At 46.4% G+C, this 16,125-nt stretch carries 13 protein-coding genes; 6 read left to right on the forward strand and 7 right to left on the reverse strand.

Going from position 1 to position 16,125, the window contains the following annotated elements:
• Window positions 1-24 precede the first annotated feature (24 nt).
• The gene (gene oxyR / locus KI743_RS11850) at window positions 25-912 is read right to left on the reverse strand and encodes a DNA-binding transcriptional regulator OxyR (RefSeq protein ID WP_150893240.1); all 888 of its coding nucleotides are present in this window, start codon (window positions 910-912) and stop codon (window positions 25-27) included.
• A gap of 205 nt (window positions 913-1,117) precedes the next feature.
• On the opposite strand from oxyR, the gene KI743_RS11855 reads away from it, so the two are divergent.
• Both KI743_RS11855 and KI743_RS11860 read left to right on the forward strand, forming a co-directional pair.
• Complete coding sequence (locus KI743_RS11855) at window positions 1,118-1,846, forward strand: glutathione peroxidase (RefSeq protein ID WP_032549993.1); 729 nt, start codon at window positions 1,118-1,120, stop codon at window positions 1,844-1,846.
• 200 nt (window positions 1,847-2,046) lie between these two features.
• Window positions 2,047-3,513 carry a dihydrolipoyl dehydrogenase gene (locus KI743_RS11860; RefSeq protein WP_285466544.1) on the forward strand — a complete coding sequence of 489 codons (1,467 nt, stop codon included), beginning with the start codon at window positions 2,047-2,049 and terminating at the stop codon, window positions 3,511-3,513.
• Between the two features lie 138 nt (window positions 3,514-3,651).
• Here the strand turns inward: KI743_RS11860 and KI743_RS11865 are convergent, their stop codons facing one another.
• Window positions 3,652-4,014, reverse strand: coding sequence for a RidA family protein (locus KI743_RS11865; RefSeq protein ID WP_285466545.1), 363 nt, complete (start codon window positions 4,012-4,014; stop codon window positions 3,652-3,654).
• Window positions 4,015-4,101: 87 nt separating this feature from the next.
• Here KI743_RS11865 and KI743_RS11870 point away from each other — a divergent pair, with 87 nt between their 5' ends.
• On the forward strand, window positions 4,102-4,365 hold the full coding sequence (locus KI743_RS11870) for a DUF3624 domain-containing protein (protein ID WP_084181824.1): 264 nt from the start codon (window positions 4,102-4,104) through the stop codon (window positions 4,363-4,365).
• Window positions 4,366-4,581: 216 nt separating this feature from the next.
• Here KI743_RS11870 and argH read toward each other — a convergent pair whose 3' ends face one another.
• The 4 genes from argH to argC form a co-directional block, all read right to left on the reverse strand.
• Entirely contained in the window at window positions 4,582-6,456 is a 1,875-nt protein-coding gene (gene argH, locus KI743_RS11875) for an argininosuccinate lyase (RefSeq protein ID WP_032549990.1), read from the reverse strand.
• Window positions 6,457-6,759: 303 nt separating this feature from the next.
• Entirely contained in the window at window positions 6,760-7,971 is a 1,212-nt protein-coding gene (locus KI743_RS11880; RefSeq protein WP_032549988.1) for an argininosuccinate synthase, read from the reverse strand.
• Between the two features lie 124 nt (window positions 7,972-8,095).
• Window positions 8,096-8,884, reverse strand: a complete 789-nt coding sequence (gene argB / locus KI743_RS11885) for an acetylglutamate kinase (RefSeq protein ID WP_032549987.1) — start codon at window positions 8,882-8,884, stop codon at window positions 8,096-8,098.
• 11 nt (window positions 8,885-8,895) lie between these two features.
• Entirely contained in the window at window positions 8,896-9,900 is a 1,005-nt protein-coding gene (gene argC / locus KI743_RS11890; RefSeq protein ID WP_285466548.1) for an N-acetyl-gamma-glutamyl-phosphate reductase, read from the reverse strand.
• Between the two features lie 153 nt (window positions 9,901-10,053).
• Between argC and argE the strand changes: the two genes are divergently transcribed.
• The 3 genes from argE to KI743_RS11905 all read left to right on the forward strand — a co-directional run bounded on the left by argE (window position 10,054) and on the right by KI743_RS11905 (window position 14,988).
• Window positions 10,054-11,190: an acetylornithine deacetylase gene (argE, locus tag KI743_RS11895; RefSeq protein WP_032549985.1), complete on the forward strand. Its 1,137-nt coding sequence runs from the start codon at window positions 10,054-10,056 to the stop codon at window positions 11,188-11,190.
• A 262-nt stretch (window positions 11,191-11,452) separates the two neighbouring features.
• Entirely contained in the window at window positions 11,453-14,089 is a 2,637-nt protein-coding gene (gene ppc, locus KI743_RS11900) for a phosphoenolpyruvate carboxylase (RefSeq protein ID WP_285466550.1), read from the forward strand.
• 359 nt (window positions 14,090-14,448) lie between these two features.
• The gene (locus tag KI743_RS11905) at window positions 14,449-14,988 is read left to right on the forward strand and encodes a PadR family transcriptional regulator (RefSeq protein ID WP_032549984.1); all 540 of its coding nucleotides are present in this window, start codon (window positions 14,449-14,451) and stop codon (window positions 14,986-14,988) included.
• Between the two features lie 96 nt (window positions 14,989-15,084).
• Here KI743_RS11905 and metF read toward each other — a convergent pair whose 3' ends face one another.
• On the reverse strand, window positions 15,085-15,984 hold the full coding sequence (gene metF / locus KI743_RS11910; protein ID WP_285466551.1) for a methylenetetrahydrofolate reductase: 900 nt from the start codon (window positions 15,982-15,984) through the stop codon (window positions 15,085-15,087).
• Between the last annotated feature and the right edge of the window lie 141 nt (window positions 15,985-16,125).

Below are 16,125 nucleotides of genomic sequence, written 5' to 3' on the forward strand. Positions count from 1 at the left end.
TCTATAGCCTTAAGCTCTCAGACGTTATTTTTCTAATTGTGTGCGAATCGCTTCTGCAAGCTGTTCGAATCGACCACGCAGTGGTGAACCCGGTCGGTATGCCACAACAATACGGCGAGAAGGCGTTGGATTAACCGCAGGTACGTAACATACTCCATCCTTTTTCTTCTCAGCTGGCAGAGAAAGCTCTGGCAGTAGTGTAATACCCGCCCCCGCTGCAACCATGTTACGCAGGGTCTCTAGGCTGGTCGCTTTAAAGCGCTCATCGTCTCTTGCTCCTGCCGCGAAACAGAAACCCAATGCTTGGTCGCGCAGACAGTGGCCATCACCCAGTGCGAGTACGGTTTTACCATTGAGCTGGAGCATATCGACGCTATCTTGTTCCGCCCATTCATGGTCACATGGAACCGCAACACTTAATGGCTCATCGTAAACATCGATCTCTTTAAAAACAGCTGTCTCATCTACCGCAGCTAACACCAGACAATCGAGCTTGCCATCCTCTAGCTGACTCACGAGTTGGTGTGTTTGTGCTTCGTGAAGAAACAGCTCAAGATCTGGGAACTGCTCTTTTAGGTGAGGAACAATCTTCGGCAATATGTATGGACCCACTGTCGGAATGAAGCCGATATGCATAGGCCCTGTCATCGCATCGCCATGACCACTCGCCATATCTTTGAAGGTCTTCACCTCATTCAAGATACGCTTCGCCTGCTCCACTAGCTGCAAACCAGACTCAGTAAAAATAACCTTCCTTGGGCTGCGTTCAGTCAGTTGTAATCCAATCTCTTCTTCAAGCTTACGGATCTGACCGCTTAAAGTAGGCTGACTAACAAAGCACGCCTCTGCGGCTTTTCGAAAATGTTTATGCTCGGCTAAAGCCACCAAGTATTCAAAGTCACGAATGTTCATGATTGGTCTCTTACCTAAGGTGTAAAGAATGCACTTCCTGTAAAAGAAAGCCCTTAATAGAAAATACCTATCAAAACCATAACATCAAACGATTAGAGCTATCAAAGGATTTATCTAATAATGGGCTCAACAAAACGAAACAGAGCGCGGAAAAACGCTAAGCTCTATACGAACCAAATTAAAAGTAATCTCTAAGGAAACCATTATGTTTGCATCTAAAGAAGGTCAATCAATTCCTCAAGTAACATTCCCTACTCGCCAAGGTGATGCTTGGGTAAACGTTACAACAGAAGAGCTATTCAAAGACAAGACGGTTATCGTATTTAGCTTACCGGGTGCGTTCACACCAACTTGTTCTTCAAGCCACCTACCGCGTTACAACGAGCTTTACTCGGTATTTAAAGAAAATGGTGTTGATGACATTCTGTGTGTATCAGTGAATGACACATTCGTAATGAACGCTTGGAAAGCAGACCAAGAAGCTGAAAACATCACCTTCATTCCAGACGGTAACGGTGACTTCACAGACGGCATGGGCATGCTAGTTGAGAAGAACGATATTGGCTTTGGCAAACGTTCATGGCGCTACAGCATGCTGGTTAAAAACGGCGTGGTAGAGAAAATGTTCATCGAAGAAGACGTACCAGGCGACCCGTTCAAGGTTTCTGATGCTGACACTATGCTTAACTACATTGCACCTGAGCACAAAGAGCAAGAGTCCATCACTGTATTCACTAAACCAGGTTGCCCGTTCTGCATGAAAGCAAAACAGAACCTTATCGACAAAGGCCTAAACTACGAAGAAGTGGTACTAGGTAAAGATGCAACAACAGTAAGCCTACGTGCTATCTCTGGTCGTTCTACGGTTCCTCAAGTCTTCATCGGTGGTAAACACATCGGTGGTAGCGAAGAGCTAGAAGCTTTCCTAGGCTAATCACTGCTAAATGGCTAACCCACTCACTTGTGGGTTGGCTAACCCTATCGGGTTGAATCAAGCTTGTGGCTCGCATTATCCACAGTCACAAGCTAAACCTAATAAAACAAACCACAAAACGTCACCATCCTGACTCTTAACACATCATCGGAGTTGGAGGGATTCGTTTACGTTTAATTTAATCATTGCGGGAAATTATTATGAAACAAGTCAATGTAGATGTCGCAGTTATCGGGGGCGGTACAGCTGGTCTAGGTTCGTACCGTGCTGCAAAAGCACACACTGACAGTGTAGTGATGATTGAGGGTGGCCCATACGGCACCACTTGTGCTCGAGTTGGGTGTATGCCTTCTAAGTTGCTGATTGCAGCAGCGGAAAGTGTTCACCAAATCGAAAAAGCACCGGCATTTGGTGTCCATCCGCAAGGTGAAATCGCCATCAATGGCCGTGAAGTGATGGACCGAGTTAAACGCGAACGTGACCGTTTTGTTGGTTTTGTTTTAGAAGGCGTGGATGAAATCCCAGAGCAAGACAAAATCGTTGGCTATGCCAAGTTCCTAAACGACAACACGCTTCAAGTGGATGAGCATACGATCGTGAATGCGAAACGCATTGTGATAGCAACTGGCTCTCGCCCTGCATACCCTGCCGTTTGGAATGAACTAGGCGACCGCCTAATCATTAACGACGACGTATTCAGCTGGGATGATTTACCAGAGTCCGTTGCCGTATTTGGCCCTGGTGTTATTGGCCTAGAGCTTGGTCAGTCGCTACATCGATTAGGTGTTAAGGCCAAACTGTTTGGTTTGGGTGGTCAAGTTGGTCCAGTAACTGACCCAGAGATCATGGCTTACGCCGATAAGGCCTTCAACGAAGAGTTCTACCTAGATGCTGACGTAAAAATCGAAAGCATGAAGCGTATTACCACTGAATCCGGTGAGCCACGTGTCGAAATCCAATTCATCAATAAACAAGGTGAACTAGAAACCAACATCGTTGAGTACGTGCTAGCAGCAACAGGTCGTCGCCCAAATACGGACAAGCTTGGTCTAGAGAACACCTCTCTTAAGCTTGATGAACGTGGTGTGCCAGTTGCAGACCATTACACGCTTCAAACATCGCTACCATCGATATTTATTGCTGGTGATGCAAGTAACCAACTGCCTCTGCTACATGAAGCAGCAGACCAAGCACGCATCGCGGGTGACAATGCAGGTCGTTTCCCAGAGATTCGAGCAGGGCTACGCCGATCTAAAATCTCAGCTGTATTCTCTGACCCGCAAATCGCGATGGTTGGCGAAACCTACAAAGAGATCACCACGCGTTTAGGCACATGTGGCTGTTTCGCAACCGGTGAAGTCTCTTTCGAGAACCAAGGCCGATCACGAGTGATGCTACGCAACAAAGGTATTCTGCACGTCTACGGCGAGCAAGGTACAGGTAGGTTCCTTGGTGCTGAGATGATGGGACCAAACGCAGAACACTTGGCGCACTTGTTAGCATGGGCACACCAGAACAAGATGACAGTTTCAGAAATGCTGGACATGCCGTTCTACCACCCAGTGATTGAAGAAGGCGTTCGAACTGCACTGCGTGATCTGAATGCGAAACTGCACTTAGGCCCAGAGATGGTGAAACACTGTCTAGACTGTGGTCCAGGTTGTTAATTGCTGTTAATTAAAACAGATAGAAAACACTAGATACTAAAAAGGAAAGCCAATGGCTTTCCTTTTTGTTTTTAATTAAATACATCATTCCAGAATCGAGGAACGAGATGTCTGGAATCTCTTATGTAATTCGAAAGATTAACAGCAGCTGCTGTTCTTCTCTGCAGCAATCACAGAGATCTCAACCAATAGCGCTTCACGAGCCATATCAGCCGTTACACAAGCGCGAGCTGGTGCGTGACCTTCTGGAACCCATGCGTCCCATACTGCGTTCATCTCTTGGAAGTCGTCCATTGTTTTTAGGTAGATCGTTGCTGACAGCATGTGCTCTTTGTCACTGCCCGCTTGCTCAAGCAGAGTCTCAACCTTGTCTAACATAGTTTGAGTTTGCTCTGTAATACCTTGAGTTGCATCAGCACACACTTGGCCACATAGGTAAATCGTACCGTTGTGCTTTACGATACGGCTCATACGTTGTTTGGTTTCTTGACGTTCAATCATCACTTTCTCTCTCGGTGTCACCGTGATTAACCATAGGGTGACGTGTTATTATCAAAGACCATTAGGATAACGCGAATTCAACCCAAGATGACATGTAAGCATTGCAATAAAAGCGAAAAAATCCGCGATAAGCTCGGACGATGTCAACGTTGCATGAACCAGCTAACAATACTGTCGATTCTCAGTTGGGGAACTTGGTGGCTGTTTTTCTCAGACCAACCCAAGAGCATTAATGCTATCGCTCTTTTGATGGCCGCCAGCGCCTTTAGTGGCTTGCTTATGATCCATTGGATCATGAAGTGGTTGATCTTACCAAGAAGAAGCAAGCGAAAAAGATCGTCGACAAGATAAACAAGGTCGATACTAGTCTCAATAAATCAACAATTAGAAAATAGCGCGGAGCAAATCGCAGGCATAAAAAAAGCCCTGAAGCCAATCGGTTTCAGGGCTTTCTTAGAAAATTCTAAGAAAAAGCAGTGGTACTTTAATAGACCGTGCTTCCCTTAATTTGTTCCCAGAAAAACGATCTTTTTTTATCTTTTTTCTAAGAACTTTAAAATCAACACGTTATGCAACGTTTGTCTTAGCAATCACTTGTTCGACTAGATTTACTTCCAGTGCAACTTCATCACAAGCATGCTGACGAGGACACTGGTCACAATCTTTAAGTACTTTCTCAGGCAGTAGCGACTTCGATGTTGGCAAGAAGTCATGCTTCATAAAGAACTCTGGAGTACGTGTCAGAACAAAGACTTTCTTGATTGCCATTTGGCGCGCTTTCTCTACAAGGTGTTGAACAATCGCAGAGCCTTGTCCTTGACCTTGCCAACCCGCCTCGACACCCAAAGATCGAATCTCAGCTAGACCGGAGTCATAAACGTAGAGCGATGCACAACCTGTCACTTCACCATGATGCTCAGCTACCGCAAATGAGCCAATATCACGAACGAGTTCATTGCGTGAACGTGGTAGGTTCTCACCCATATTCGCCCAGTAAGCAACCATACCTTCCAGCGCTTCAACATCAGTCAAGCGCGCAGGACGCACCTTAACAATAGAGGTATCACGCTGCGCGAGACGCTTCTCGGCTTGGTCGACAGCAAAAGCCACCTGTTTTGGTGATACGCCACCTAGAGCACTACGCTTCTCAAGACACGATTCAATCGTCAGGATGTCATACACATCCTCTTCAATCACCTCAGAGAACTCTTTCATTTCTGCGATAGACAGCTCTTCCAGAGCACAACCTTTAGCAATCGCCGCGACAACAGTTACGCCGACAATATGGTGCGCTTCACGGAAAGGAATACCCTTCGCTACAAGGTAATCAGCCAGCTCTGTCGAGTTTGCGTAACCTTGCTTCGCAGCTTCTAGTGTACGCTCGCCGTTGACTTTGATGCCGTCAAAACAAAGCGCCGCCATCTCCATACAGTCATTCCAAGTATCTAGAGCATCAAATAGACCCTCTTTATCTTCCTGCATATCTTTGTTGTAAGCCAAAGGTAGAGCTTTCACTGTCATCATCATGCCAGCAAGTGAACCGTATACACGGCCAGTTTTACCACGGATAAGCTCAAGCGCATCTGGGTTTTTCTTCTGTGGCATCAGAGATGAACCAGATGTCACTGTATCCGCTAACTCGATGAAGTTTGATTCACCAGAGTTGTAGAAAATCATATCTTCAGCAAGACGCGACAGATGAAGCATAGAGATAGAAGCAATCGACATCAGCTCCATCACATGATCACGGTCAGATACTGAATCTAGAGAGTTACGCGTTGCACGACGGAAACCTAAGTTATGCGCCAGCGCTTCACGGTCCATTGGGTATGCTGTACCCGCAAGAGCACCAGAACCCAGAGGACAAGTATCAAGACGCTTAATTGCATCATTCAAACGCGAGTAATCACGTTCGAACATCTCAACATATGCCAGACACCAGTGAGCGAAGGTGACAGGTTGTGCACGTTGAAGGTGGGTATATCCCGGTAGCACGGTTCCTTGATGTTGAGCCGCCACATTCACCATTTGGCTTTGAAGGCGATCCAGCGCAATCAACAGTTGTTGGCCTTGCTGACGACACCAAAGTTTCAGGTCTGTCGCCACTTGGTCGTTACGAGAACGGCCAGTGTGTAGCTTCTTACCAAGATCACCAACCTTACCGATCAGCTGTTGTTCAACCCAACTGTGAATATCTTCTGCGTCTGAACGTAGGATTTGCTCAGGATCTTCCATCACCTCTAACTTCAGCTCATTCAGCGCAAGCTCAAGCTTTTGCTGTTCTTCTGCAGTTAGAACGTTGACCGACAGTAGAGCTTTTGACCAGGCAATAGAGCCCACAATGTCTTGCTCAGCCAAGCGGTAGTCAAAACGAAGTGAATCGTTAAAATCTTTAAACCGTGTATCTGCTGCTTGGGTAAATCTCCCGCCCCATAATGCCATTGCGTATCTCCTAATTGCCCAGTGCTCACTGTGTTTTGCAAATAATAAGTCTGATAGAAATTCAGTCTTTTTCTAATGGTTTAAACTTACGGCAAATCAGATTAAAAATAAAGTATAAATTCATTATTTTTACATATTTATTCACCAGTAGCTGATAAAAACGATTTTCATCACCATACTGATGCGATTATATGCCATCCAAACGTAAAAACCGATGCTCAACCACCCAACAAAAAGCCCACTCGCTAAACCAATAGCGAGTGGGCTTTGAACAACTTCTAGTATCTTAAGTAACTGTATTCGTTACTTTTGGCTGTTTAGAGCACGGATACGGCTTGATAGAGAGTAAAGGCGGATGAAGCCCTCTGCATGGCTTTGGTCGTAAACTTCATCTTCACCAAAGGTTGCAAACTCTTCTGAGTATAGGCTGTTGTCAGAACGCTTCTGAGTCACAGTTGCGTGACCTTTGTATAGCTTAACAACCACTTCACCATTCACATCTTGTGCTAGCTCTTCTGTTGCCGCTAGGATTGACTTGCATAGCGGAGTGAACCAACGACCATCGTATACAAGGTGAGAAGCCTTAACACCTAGCTCTTCACGGAATTCGAATGCTGCTTTGTCTAGCACAAGTTGCTCAACCGCACGCAGTGCTTCCATGATGATCGTGCCCCCTGGAGTTTCGTAACAACCACGAGACTTCATACCTACAAGACGGTTCTCTACGATATCGATACGACCAACACCGTGCTTCGCGCCTTTTTCATTTAGGTAAACCAGTGCGTTGTATGGCGTCATTGCTTCGCCGTCTACTGCAACCACTTCACCCTTTTCAACTTTCAACGTTACTGTTTCAGATTCGTTTGGTGCTTGCTCTGGATCTACTGTCCACGCCCAGCAATCTTCGTTTGGTGCATTCCATGTATCTTCTAGTACACCACCCTCTGTAGAGATGTGCCAAGCGTTCGCGTCACGCGAGTAGATCTTAGTTAGAGAAGCAGTACAAGGGATGTTACGCTCTGCTAGGTAGTCTAGACACTCTTCACGGCTCACAAGATCCCACTCACGCCATGGTGCAATTACGTGTAGATCTGGTGCTAGTGCAGCAAATGCGCCTTCGAAACGAACTTGGTCGTTACCTTTACCCGTACAGCCGTGACATAGTGCGTCTGCACCCACTTTACGTGCAACTTCAACCTGCGCTTTAGCAATAATTGGACGAGCCATCGACGTACCTAGAAGGTATTTACCTTCGTAGTAAGCACCGGTTTTTAGCGTTGGGAAGATGTAGTCTGCAACCATCTCTTCTTTTAGGTCTGCGATGTAACACTCAGACGCACCAGACGCTTTCGCTTTCTCTTCAATGCCTTCTAGCTCTTCTGCGCCTTGACCAACATCGGCCACGAACGCCACAACCTCACAGTCGTAGTTCTCTTTTAACCACGGAATGATTACCGAAGTATCTAGACCGCCAGAATAGGCTACAACAACTTTATTAACTTTAACCTTGCTCATTTGAGTTTCTCCTAAATTCCCGGGCCTGCACTTTGGCGGTCAGCTCCTCGGGGTTTATCCATTCGACTTAATTAATTCTTTAACTTCACTTTCTGAGTTCAGAAGCTACTGAGATAAAAACATGTTACTGAGGTAAAAACTGAGTACCGATGCTCTCACCTGAAAATAGTTGTGCTAGCTTGTCTGGGTAGCGCCAGGTCGCGACTTCAATCGGACGGCCAAGGTCATTGGCTGCTTCAAGTGCCGCTTGTACTTTAACGATCATGCCGTCGGTGATGACTTTGCCTTCAATCAGCTCATCCGCTTGTTGTTGGCTTAGGCTCGGAATAAGGTGACCTTTTCCATCAAGAACGCCGCTCACATCTGATAACAGTACCAGCTCTGCATCCAATGCCCCTGCGACAGCAACAGCAGCTTGGTCTGCATTGACGTTCATTAGTTGCCCTTGGTCTGTCAGACCGATCGAGCTGATGATTGGCAGTGCGCCCGTATCAAGGATGGCTTGCAGAACCTGAGAATTACCCGGCGCTGCTTTACCTACTGCACCCAATTCAGGATCTAACTCGCTTACCTGACATAGGCCGCCATCGGCAAGGCTTAGACCTACAGCATTGAGACCATCTTTGATCGCTTGGCCTTGAAGAAGCTTATTTGCTGTTCCTGCTAGTGCGCCTGCAATCACAGGAATCTGATCATAAGGCGTCACACGTAGGCCCTGCTTTTTTACGGTCTCTAGATTGAGCTTGCCCATCAGCTCATCAACCAGGTAGCCACCGCCATGAACGATGACGATAGGTCGTTGCGCTTGCTGTTTGTATTGTGAAATTGCCCCGAAAAGCTTGCTCAACGTTTCGCTACAAGACAGTGCAGCGCCACCTAACTTTATGATTAATGGTTGATTATTTTGGCTCATTAGAGAATTCCTTACACTAGCGCAGTTAATGGCGCAAAGCCATACCGTAAATTTAAACACTGCATCGCTTGGCTAGATGCACCCTTCAATAAGTTATCAATCGCAGAAACAACGATGATGTGTTGACCCTGAACCTTCCATCCCAAATCACAGAAAGGAGTATGTTCAACGTCTTGAATTCTTGGCAGTGTTTCTTCGAGCAATCTCACTGCCGGCTTATCTTGGTAAGCAGTATCAAACGCTTGCTGTACTTGCTCTTCAGTCACGCCATCTGCCAACTTCATGGTGATGGTAGCTAAAATGCCACGCTTAAAGTTTCCTAGGTGCGGCGTAAAAATAACATCGCAACCCAAGTGCGCTGCAATTTCAGGTTGGTGACGGTGATTGAATACACCGTAAGGCTGCAAGCTCACTTCACAGAAGCTATTGACCATGCTTGCCTTGCGACCTGCGCCACTTACACCACTGGTTGCGTTAATCACAGGCCATTGGTTCTTATCTAGCAGGTTGCTTTCTACCAAAGGCTTAATTGCCAGTTGAGAAGCTGTTGGGTAACAACCTGCGACAGCAACCAATTGTGCTTCTTTAATTTCAGCTTCATTCCACTCAGCCAGTCCATAGGCAGCGCTATCTAGCCACTGCTCATGCTGATGCTCAAAGCCGTAAAAATCTTGATAGAAGTTTTCACCCTTAACTCTGAACGCGCCTGATAAGTCGAAAACTTGGCAACCGTTCTCTAGAAAAATCGGCGCAAGGTCATGACTAACCTCGTGTGCCGTCGCTAGGAAAACCACATCCGCCTCTTTAGCTACACTAACTGGGTCGACTAATGGCTCGACTGGCATATCGATTAGACCTGCCAATTTTCCGTGCAGGCTAGAAATCGGTTTACCCGCATCTACACTGTTGGCGGAGACAAACAAACCTGATAGCGTTAACTCAGGGTGTCTGTTTACCATCAGAGCCAGTTCTGCTCCTGTGTAGCCGCTTGCGCCAATGATCGTGGTTTTCAACATTCTCACACATCCATTCTTGAGGTAAGTTACAGTTCAAATTTGACTAATCATACTTAATTTTTGGTTTTATTTGATTTTTTATTCACTAAATATGATTTAATATGTGTTTTACCGCCTTATGGTTTTTCTGTCAATAGTAGAAGTGAAGATATTATGCAATTACCCAGTTTTCTTGAGGTCTACCAGGGCCTAATTTCCACCGATTCGATCAGCTCAACCGATCCAAGTTGGGATCACGGTAACGAGAAGGTCATCGAGAAGATGGCTCAATGGTTTAAAGACTTAGGCTTTAGTGTTGAAGTCGTGGAGGTCGAGCCCGGCAAGCATAATATGGTGGCAAAGATGGGCTCTGGCGAAGGTGGCTTACTACTTGCGGGCCACAGCGACACGGTTCCGTTTGATGAAGGGCGTTGGAATTTCAACCCTCATGCACTGACAGAACACAACAATCGCTTCTACGGATTGGGCACAGCAGATATGAAAGGCTTCTTCGCGTTTATTTATGAGGCGGTAAAGAAGATTGACTGGAGTAAGCAAACCAAGCCTCTATATGTACTGGCGACTTGTGACGAAGAGACCACTATGCTCGGTGCTCGTCACTTCACCGATAATGCCCCTTTTAAGCCGGATTACTGCATCATCGGTGAGCCGACTAGCTTAGTGCCGATTCGTGGTCATAAAGGCCATGTAGCGAATGCAGTGCGAGTAACGGGTAAATCTGGCCACTCTTCTGACCCAGCGCTCGGCGTGAACGCCATTGAGATCATGCATGAAGTGTTGTTTGCTCTGATGCAGCTGCGCGACAAACTCATCAAAGAGTATCATCACCCAGGATTCGCGATTCCTAGCCCGACACTCAATCTTGGTCACATCCACGGTGGCGACAGTGCCAACCGCATTTGTGGCTGTTGTGAACTGCACTACGATGTGCGTCCTCTTCCGGGCATTAGTTTGGATGGTTTGGACAACATGCTGCGCAATGCGCTTAAAGAAGTAGAGGCTAAATGGCCGGGAAGAATTGAGATCACTCCGCTACACGAGCCGATTCCGGGTTATGAGTGTCAACATGATCATCCATTTATTGGTGGCATGGAGTCGGTATGTGAAACCGAGTCACAAACCGTGAACTACTGTACTGAAGCGCCTTTCTTACAACAGCTATGTCCAACACTGGTGCTAGGGCCGGGTTCTATTGATCAAGCGCACCAGCCAGATGAATTCTTGAGCTTTGATTTCATCGATCCGACCATCAATATTTTGAGTAAGTCGATCTATAAATATTGTTTCTAGCTATTGCGCGATAACTCAATATCGCTCGCACTATCGAACAAAAGCGACCTCGAAAGGTCGCTTTTGTGCTGTTTTGATATCATCATCGTGAATTTGTAATTAAATTTCACCTTCGTTCTCTCAGAAAAGAAAATTTATCGCTTCGCCATTTATATAACCAATAATTGCAAACTTAGGATGCTTTATTTGACTAGATACAGCAGTTTTCGCTAGATTGTGTACCTAACAAGGAACAATGGATGTAATTTTTTTACGAGGCAGGATGACAATGAACGAGAAATACGCCGCTCTCAAGAGTAACGTGAGCATGCTAGGACGCTTGCTAGGTAACACTATTCAAGACGCGCATGGCGACGTAATCCTAGAGAAAGTGGAAACTATCCGTAAACTTTCCAAGTCAGCTCGAGCAGGCAACCAAGCTGACCGCGACAGCCTAGTTGAAGAGATCAAAAATTTACCGAACGAGCAACTCACCCCTGTCGCTCGTGCTTTCAACCAATTTCTAAACCTCACCAACATGGCGGAACAATACCACACCATTTCTCGCCACTGTGAAGAGCACGTTTGTGAACCAGACGTACTTCAATCTCTGTTCTCTAAGCTAAACCAAAATGACATCAGCAAACTCGATGCTGCTCAAGCCGTTCGCGACCTGAATATCGAGTTAGTACTGACCGCTCACCCAACTGAAATCACTCGTCGCACCATGATCAACAAGCTCGTTAAGATCAACGAGTGTCTATCAAAGCTTGAGCTGAGCGACCTATCAAACAAAGAGCGCGTGAAAACTGAACGTCGTCTAGAGCAACTGATCGCTCAAGGCTGGCACTCAGACGTGATTCGCCAACAGCGCCCAACTCCGCTTGATGAAGCGAAATGGGGCTTTGCAGTCGTAGAAAACTCACTTTGGGAAGCCGTACCAGAATTCCTACGTGAAATGGATGGCCGCCTAAAAGGTTTCCTTGATGAAGGCCTACCTATCGATGCTCGCCCAGTTCACTTCTCATCTTGGATGGGTGGTGACCGCGATGGCAACCCGTTTGTTACGCACTCAATCACTAAAGAAGTACTGCGCCTATCTCGCTGGAAAGCCGCTGATCTTTACCTAGGTGACATCAACGAGCTGATCACTGAACTGTCGATGACGAAGTGCAACGACACTGTACGCGAACTGGCTGGTGACGAGCACGAAGCCTACCGCGCTATCCTTAAGAGCTTACGTACGCTGCTTACTGATACGCTTGAGGTACTTGACGCGAAACTGCACGATGCAGAAGTACCGAAGAAGACCACACTACAGAATATCAACCAATTGTGGACACCGCTTTACGCATGTTACCAATCGCTACATGAGTGTGGCATGGGCGTCATCGCAGACGGCTCACTGTTGGATACACTGCGCCGTATCAAAGCCTTTGGCGTACACCTAGTTCGTCTTGATATCCGCCAAGAGAGCACACGTCACTCAGACGTTCTTTCTGAGCTAACTCGCTACCTAGGTATCGGTGACTACGATCAGTGGAGCGAGCAAGACAAGATTGCCTTCCTAACCAACGAGCTAAGCTCTAAGCGTCCACTACTTCCACGCGATTGGGAGCCATCTGAGCCAGTTAAAGAGGTTTTAGACACCTGTAAGGTAATTGCTGCACAACCTCGTGAAGCCTTTGGTGCTTACGTTATCTCAATGGCTCGCACAGCGTCAGACGTACTTGCGGTTCACTTGCTACTTCAAGAATCAGGCTGCCCGTACCGCATGGACGTATGTCCATTGTTCGAAACGCTAGACGACTTGAACAACTCTGAAGCGGTAATGAAGCAGCTAATGAGCATCGACCTTTACCGTGGCTTTATCCAGAACCACCAAATGGTCATGATCGGCTACTCTGACTCCGCAAAAGATGCTGGCGTAATGTCTGCAGGTTGGGCGCAATACGATGCAATGGATAAGCTTGTAAAAGCGTGTGAAGAGGAAGGCATTGAGCTGACTCTATTCCACGGCCGTGGCGGTACCGTAGGTCGTGGTGGCGCTCCTGCACACGCAGCACTACTTTCTCAGCCACCAAAGAGTTTGAAAGGCGGTCTACGTGTAACTGAGCAAGGCGAGATGATTCGCTTTAAGCTTGGCTTACCAGATGTCGCAGTGAACAGCTTTAACCTATACGCAAGTGCAATCCTAGAAGCGAACCTACTTCCACCACCAGAGCCGAAGCAAGAGTGGCGCGATCTGATGGAAGTACTATCACAGGTTTCTTGTGAAGCTTACCGCAACGTAGTTCGTGGCGAAGAAAAATTCGTTCCTTACTTTCGTCAGGCAACCCCTGAACTAGAGCTTGGCAAACTGCCTCTAGGCTCTCGTCCAGCTAAGCGTAATCCAAATGGTGGCGTAGAAAGCCTGCGTGCTATCCCTTGGATCTTCTCTTGGAGCCAAAACCGTCTAGTACTACCTGCATGGTTAGGTGCTGGTGAAGCGATTCAATACTCGGTTGATCAAGGCCATCAAGCGCTACTTGAAGAGATGTGTCGCGAGTGGCCATTCTTCTCGACTCGCTTAGGTATGCTTGAGATGGTTTACTCGAAGTGTAATATGGAGATCGCTAAGTACTACGACCAGCGTTTGGTAGACGAAGAACTATTGCCACTAGGTGAGAAGCTTCGCGAACAACTGCAAAAAGACATCAAAGCGGTGCTAAATGTAGAGAACAATGAAAACCTAATGCAGAGCGACCCTTGGGGACAAGAGTCTATCCGCCTACGTAACATCTACGTTGAGCCGTTGAATATGCTTCAAGCTGAGCTGCTATACCGCACTCGTCAGAGTGAAACGCCACCAGCAGAACTAGAAGAAGCGCTTATGGTGACGATTGCAGGCATTGCAGCAGGCATGCGCAACACTGGTTAAGCAGAATAATATTCTAAATAAAGAACAAAAGGTCGCCCATGGCGACCTTTTTATTTTACCCAGAAAACACTATTGAGTCTTTTATCAGTTTTTTGGGTTATTTTGTCCATGTATTCTACTTTATGCTTATTATTTAGATATACTACTGCTCCGCTGCGAGAACACTCCAATCAAAATATTTCGTAGCATTGGACTAGGCAAGCTAGTCCGACTAGGTGATAAACGGCTTTATAAGGTGACACAACCAACAACAAAGAGTGTTGGTGCAACTTAGACATAACCCAATATATCGTGCCGCAAGAAGCACACTTGATGTTTAAGTTTTTGTTTACTGTTTATTGACCATTTGGATTGAAGACATGTCATTACCACACGTAATTCTAACCGTTTTAAGTACACGCGATGCTACTGGTTACGATATCACTAAAGAATTCTCAGCAAGCATTGGATACTTCTGGAAAGCTAGCCACCAACAAGTTTACCGCGAGCTCAACAAAATGGCTCAAAATGAACAGGTAACTTGCGTACTAGAACCTCAAGAAGGCAAACCTGACCGTAAAGTTTACTCAATCACAGACGCTGGCCGTCGCGCACTAGGCGAGTGGTTTGAACAGCCAACTGCTCACCCAACTGTACGTGATGAATTCTCAGCAAAATTGATGGCTTGTGCCGTTCAACCATCTGCTGCATACCAAGTACAACTTTCTGAACTAGTTGAAGAATCACGCAAGCTGGTTTCTCACTACAAAGAGATTGAAGCAGCTTACTACGCAACGCCGTCAACACTAGATAAGCAAGCACGTCTAGAACGACTAACACTGCGTCGTAACCTACTGATCCGTGAAGCTTGGATCATGTGGGCAGAAGAAGTTCTACTAGAGCTTGAAACGCTAGCGTAAGTTTGACACTGGTGATTTCACCAGAGACTAGATAAGCAAAAGGCTTGAATACTGAGTATTCAAGCCTTTTTTGTATCTGCTGTATAGAGTTGAAGCTTACAGTGCTGCAACCTGAGGGCGCACACCTAGAGTGTGGCAAAGTGCGTAAGTCATCTCAGCACGGTTCAGCGTATAGAAGTGGAAATCCTTCACACCTTCACGGCTTAGCGTTCTAACCATATCAATCGCTTGGCTCGCACCTACTAGTTGACGGGTTGTTGGGTCATCGTCTAAGCCTTCAAATTGCTTCGCCATCCAACCCGGTACTTTCACATTGTTCATCGCCGCAAAGCGAGAAGCTTGCTTAAAGTTAGATACAGGTAGAATGCCCGGAACGATCTCTACATCGATGCCTGCAGCCACACAGCGGTCACGGAAACGCAGGTAGCTCTCTACATCAAAAAAGAACTGAGTAATCGCACGGTTAGCACCCGCATCAACTTTACGTTTTAGGTTAAGTAGATCGGCTTGTGCGCTCTTCGCTTCAGGGTGAACTTCAGGGAAAGCCGCAACTGAGATATCGAAGTCATGACGAGCTTTAAGCAGTTTAACAAGGTCTGAGGCATACATTTCTGGCGCACCACCACCTGGAGGAATATCACCACGCAGTGCAACGATACTTTGAATACCATTCGCCCAGTAATCGTCAGCGATCTGAATCAACTCTTCACGGCTTGCATCAATACACGTTAGGTGTGGCGCTGCAACAAGGCCCGTCTGGTCTTTAATCTCTTTGATGATTGAGTGGGTACGGTCACGCTCACCAGAGTTAGCACCGTAAGTCACTGATACAAAATTAGGTTGTAGTGTTTTCAGACGGTGTACAGAGTTCCACAGTGTCTCTTCCATCTTCTCATTGCTTGGCGGAAAAAACTCAAATGACACATTGATGTTGTCAGAAAGCTCAGCAATGTTCTGATTCAAAGCGTCTATGTGACTTGCGTGCGTGTATCCCATCTTACTCTCCCTGTGGCCAACTCAACCACTAAAATCTCAAACCTTTAAACCGACGTTTAGACGTCTATATGTCCACAGAATGTATTGAATACGATTTAATGTCAACAGATCCATTATGAATTTTTCTCAAGTTGATCGTGA

It is taken from the genome of Vibrio sp. D420a (assembly GCF_030248625.1).
Taxonomy (GTDB): Bacteria; Pseudomonadota; Gammaproteobacteria; order Enterobacterales; family Vibrionaceae; genus Vibrio; species Vibrio fortis_A.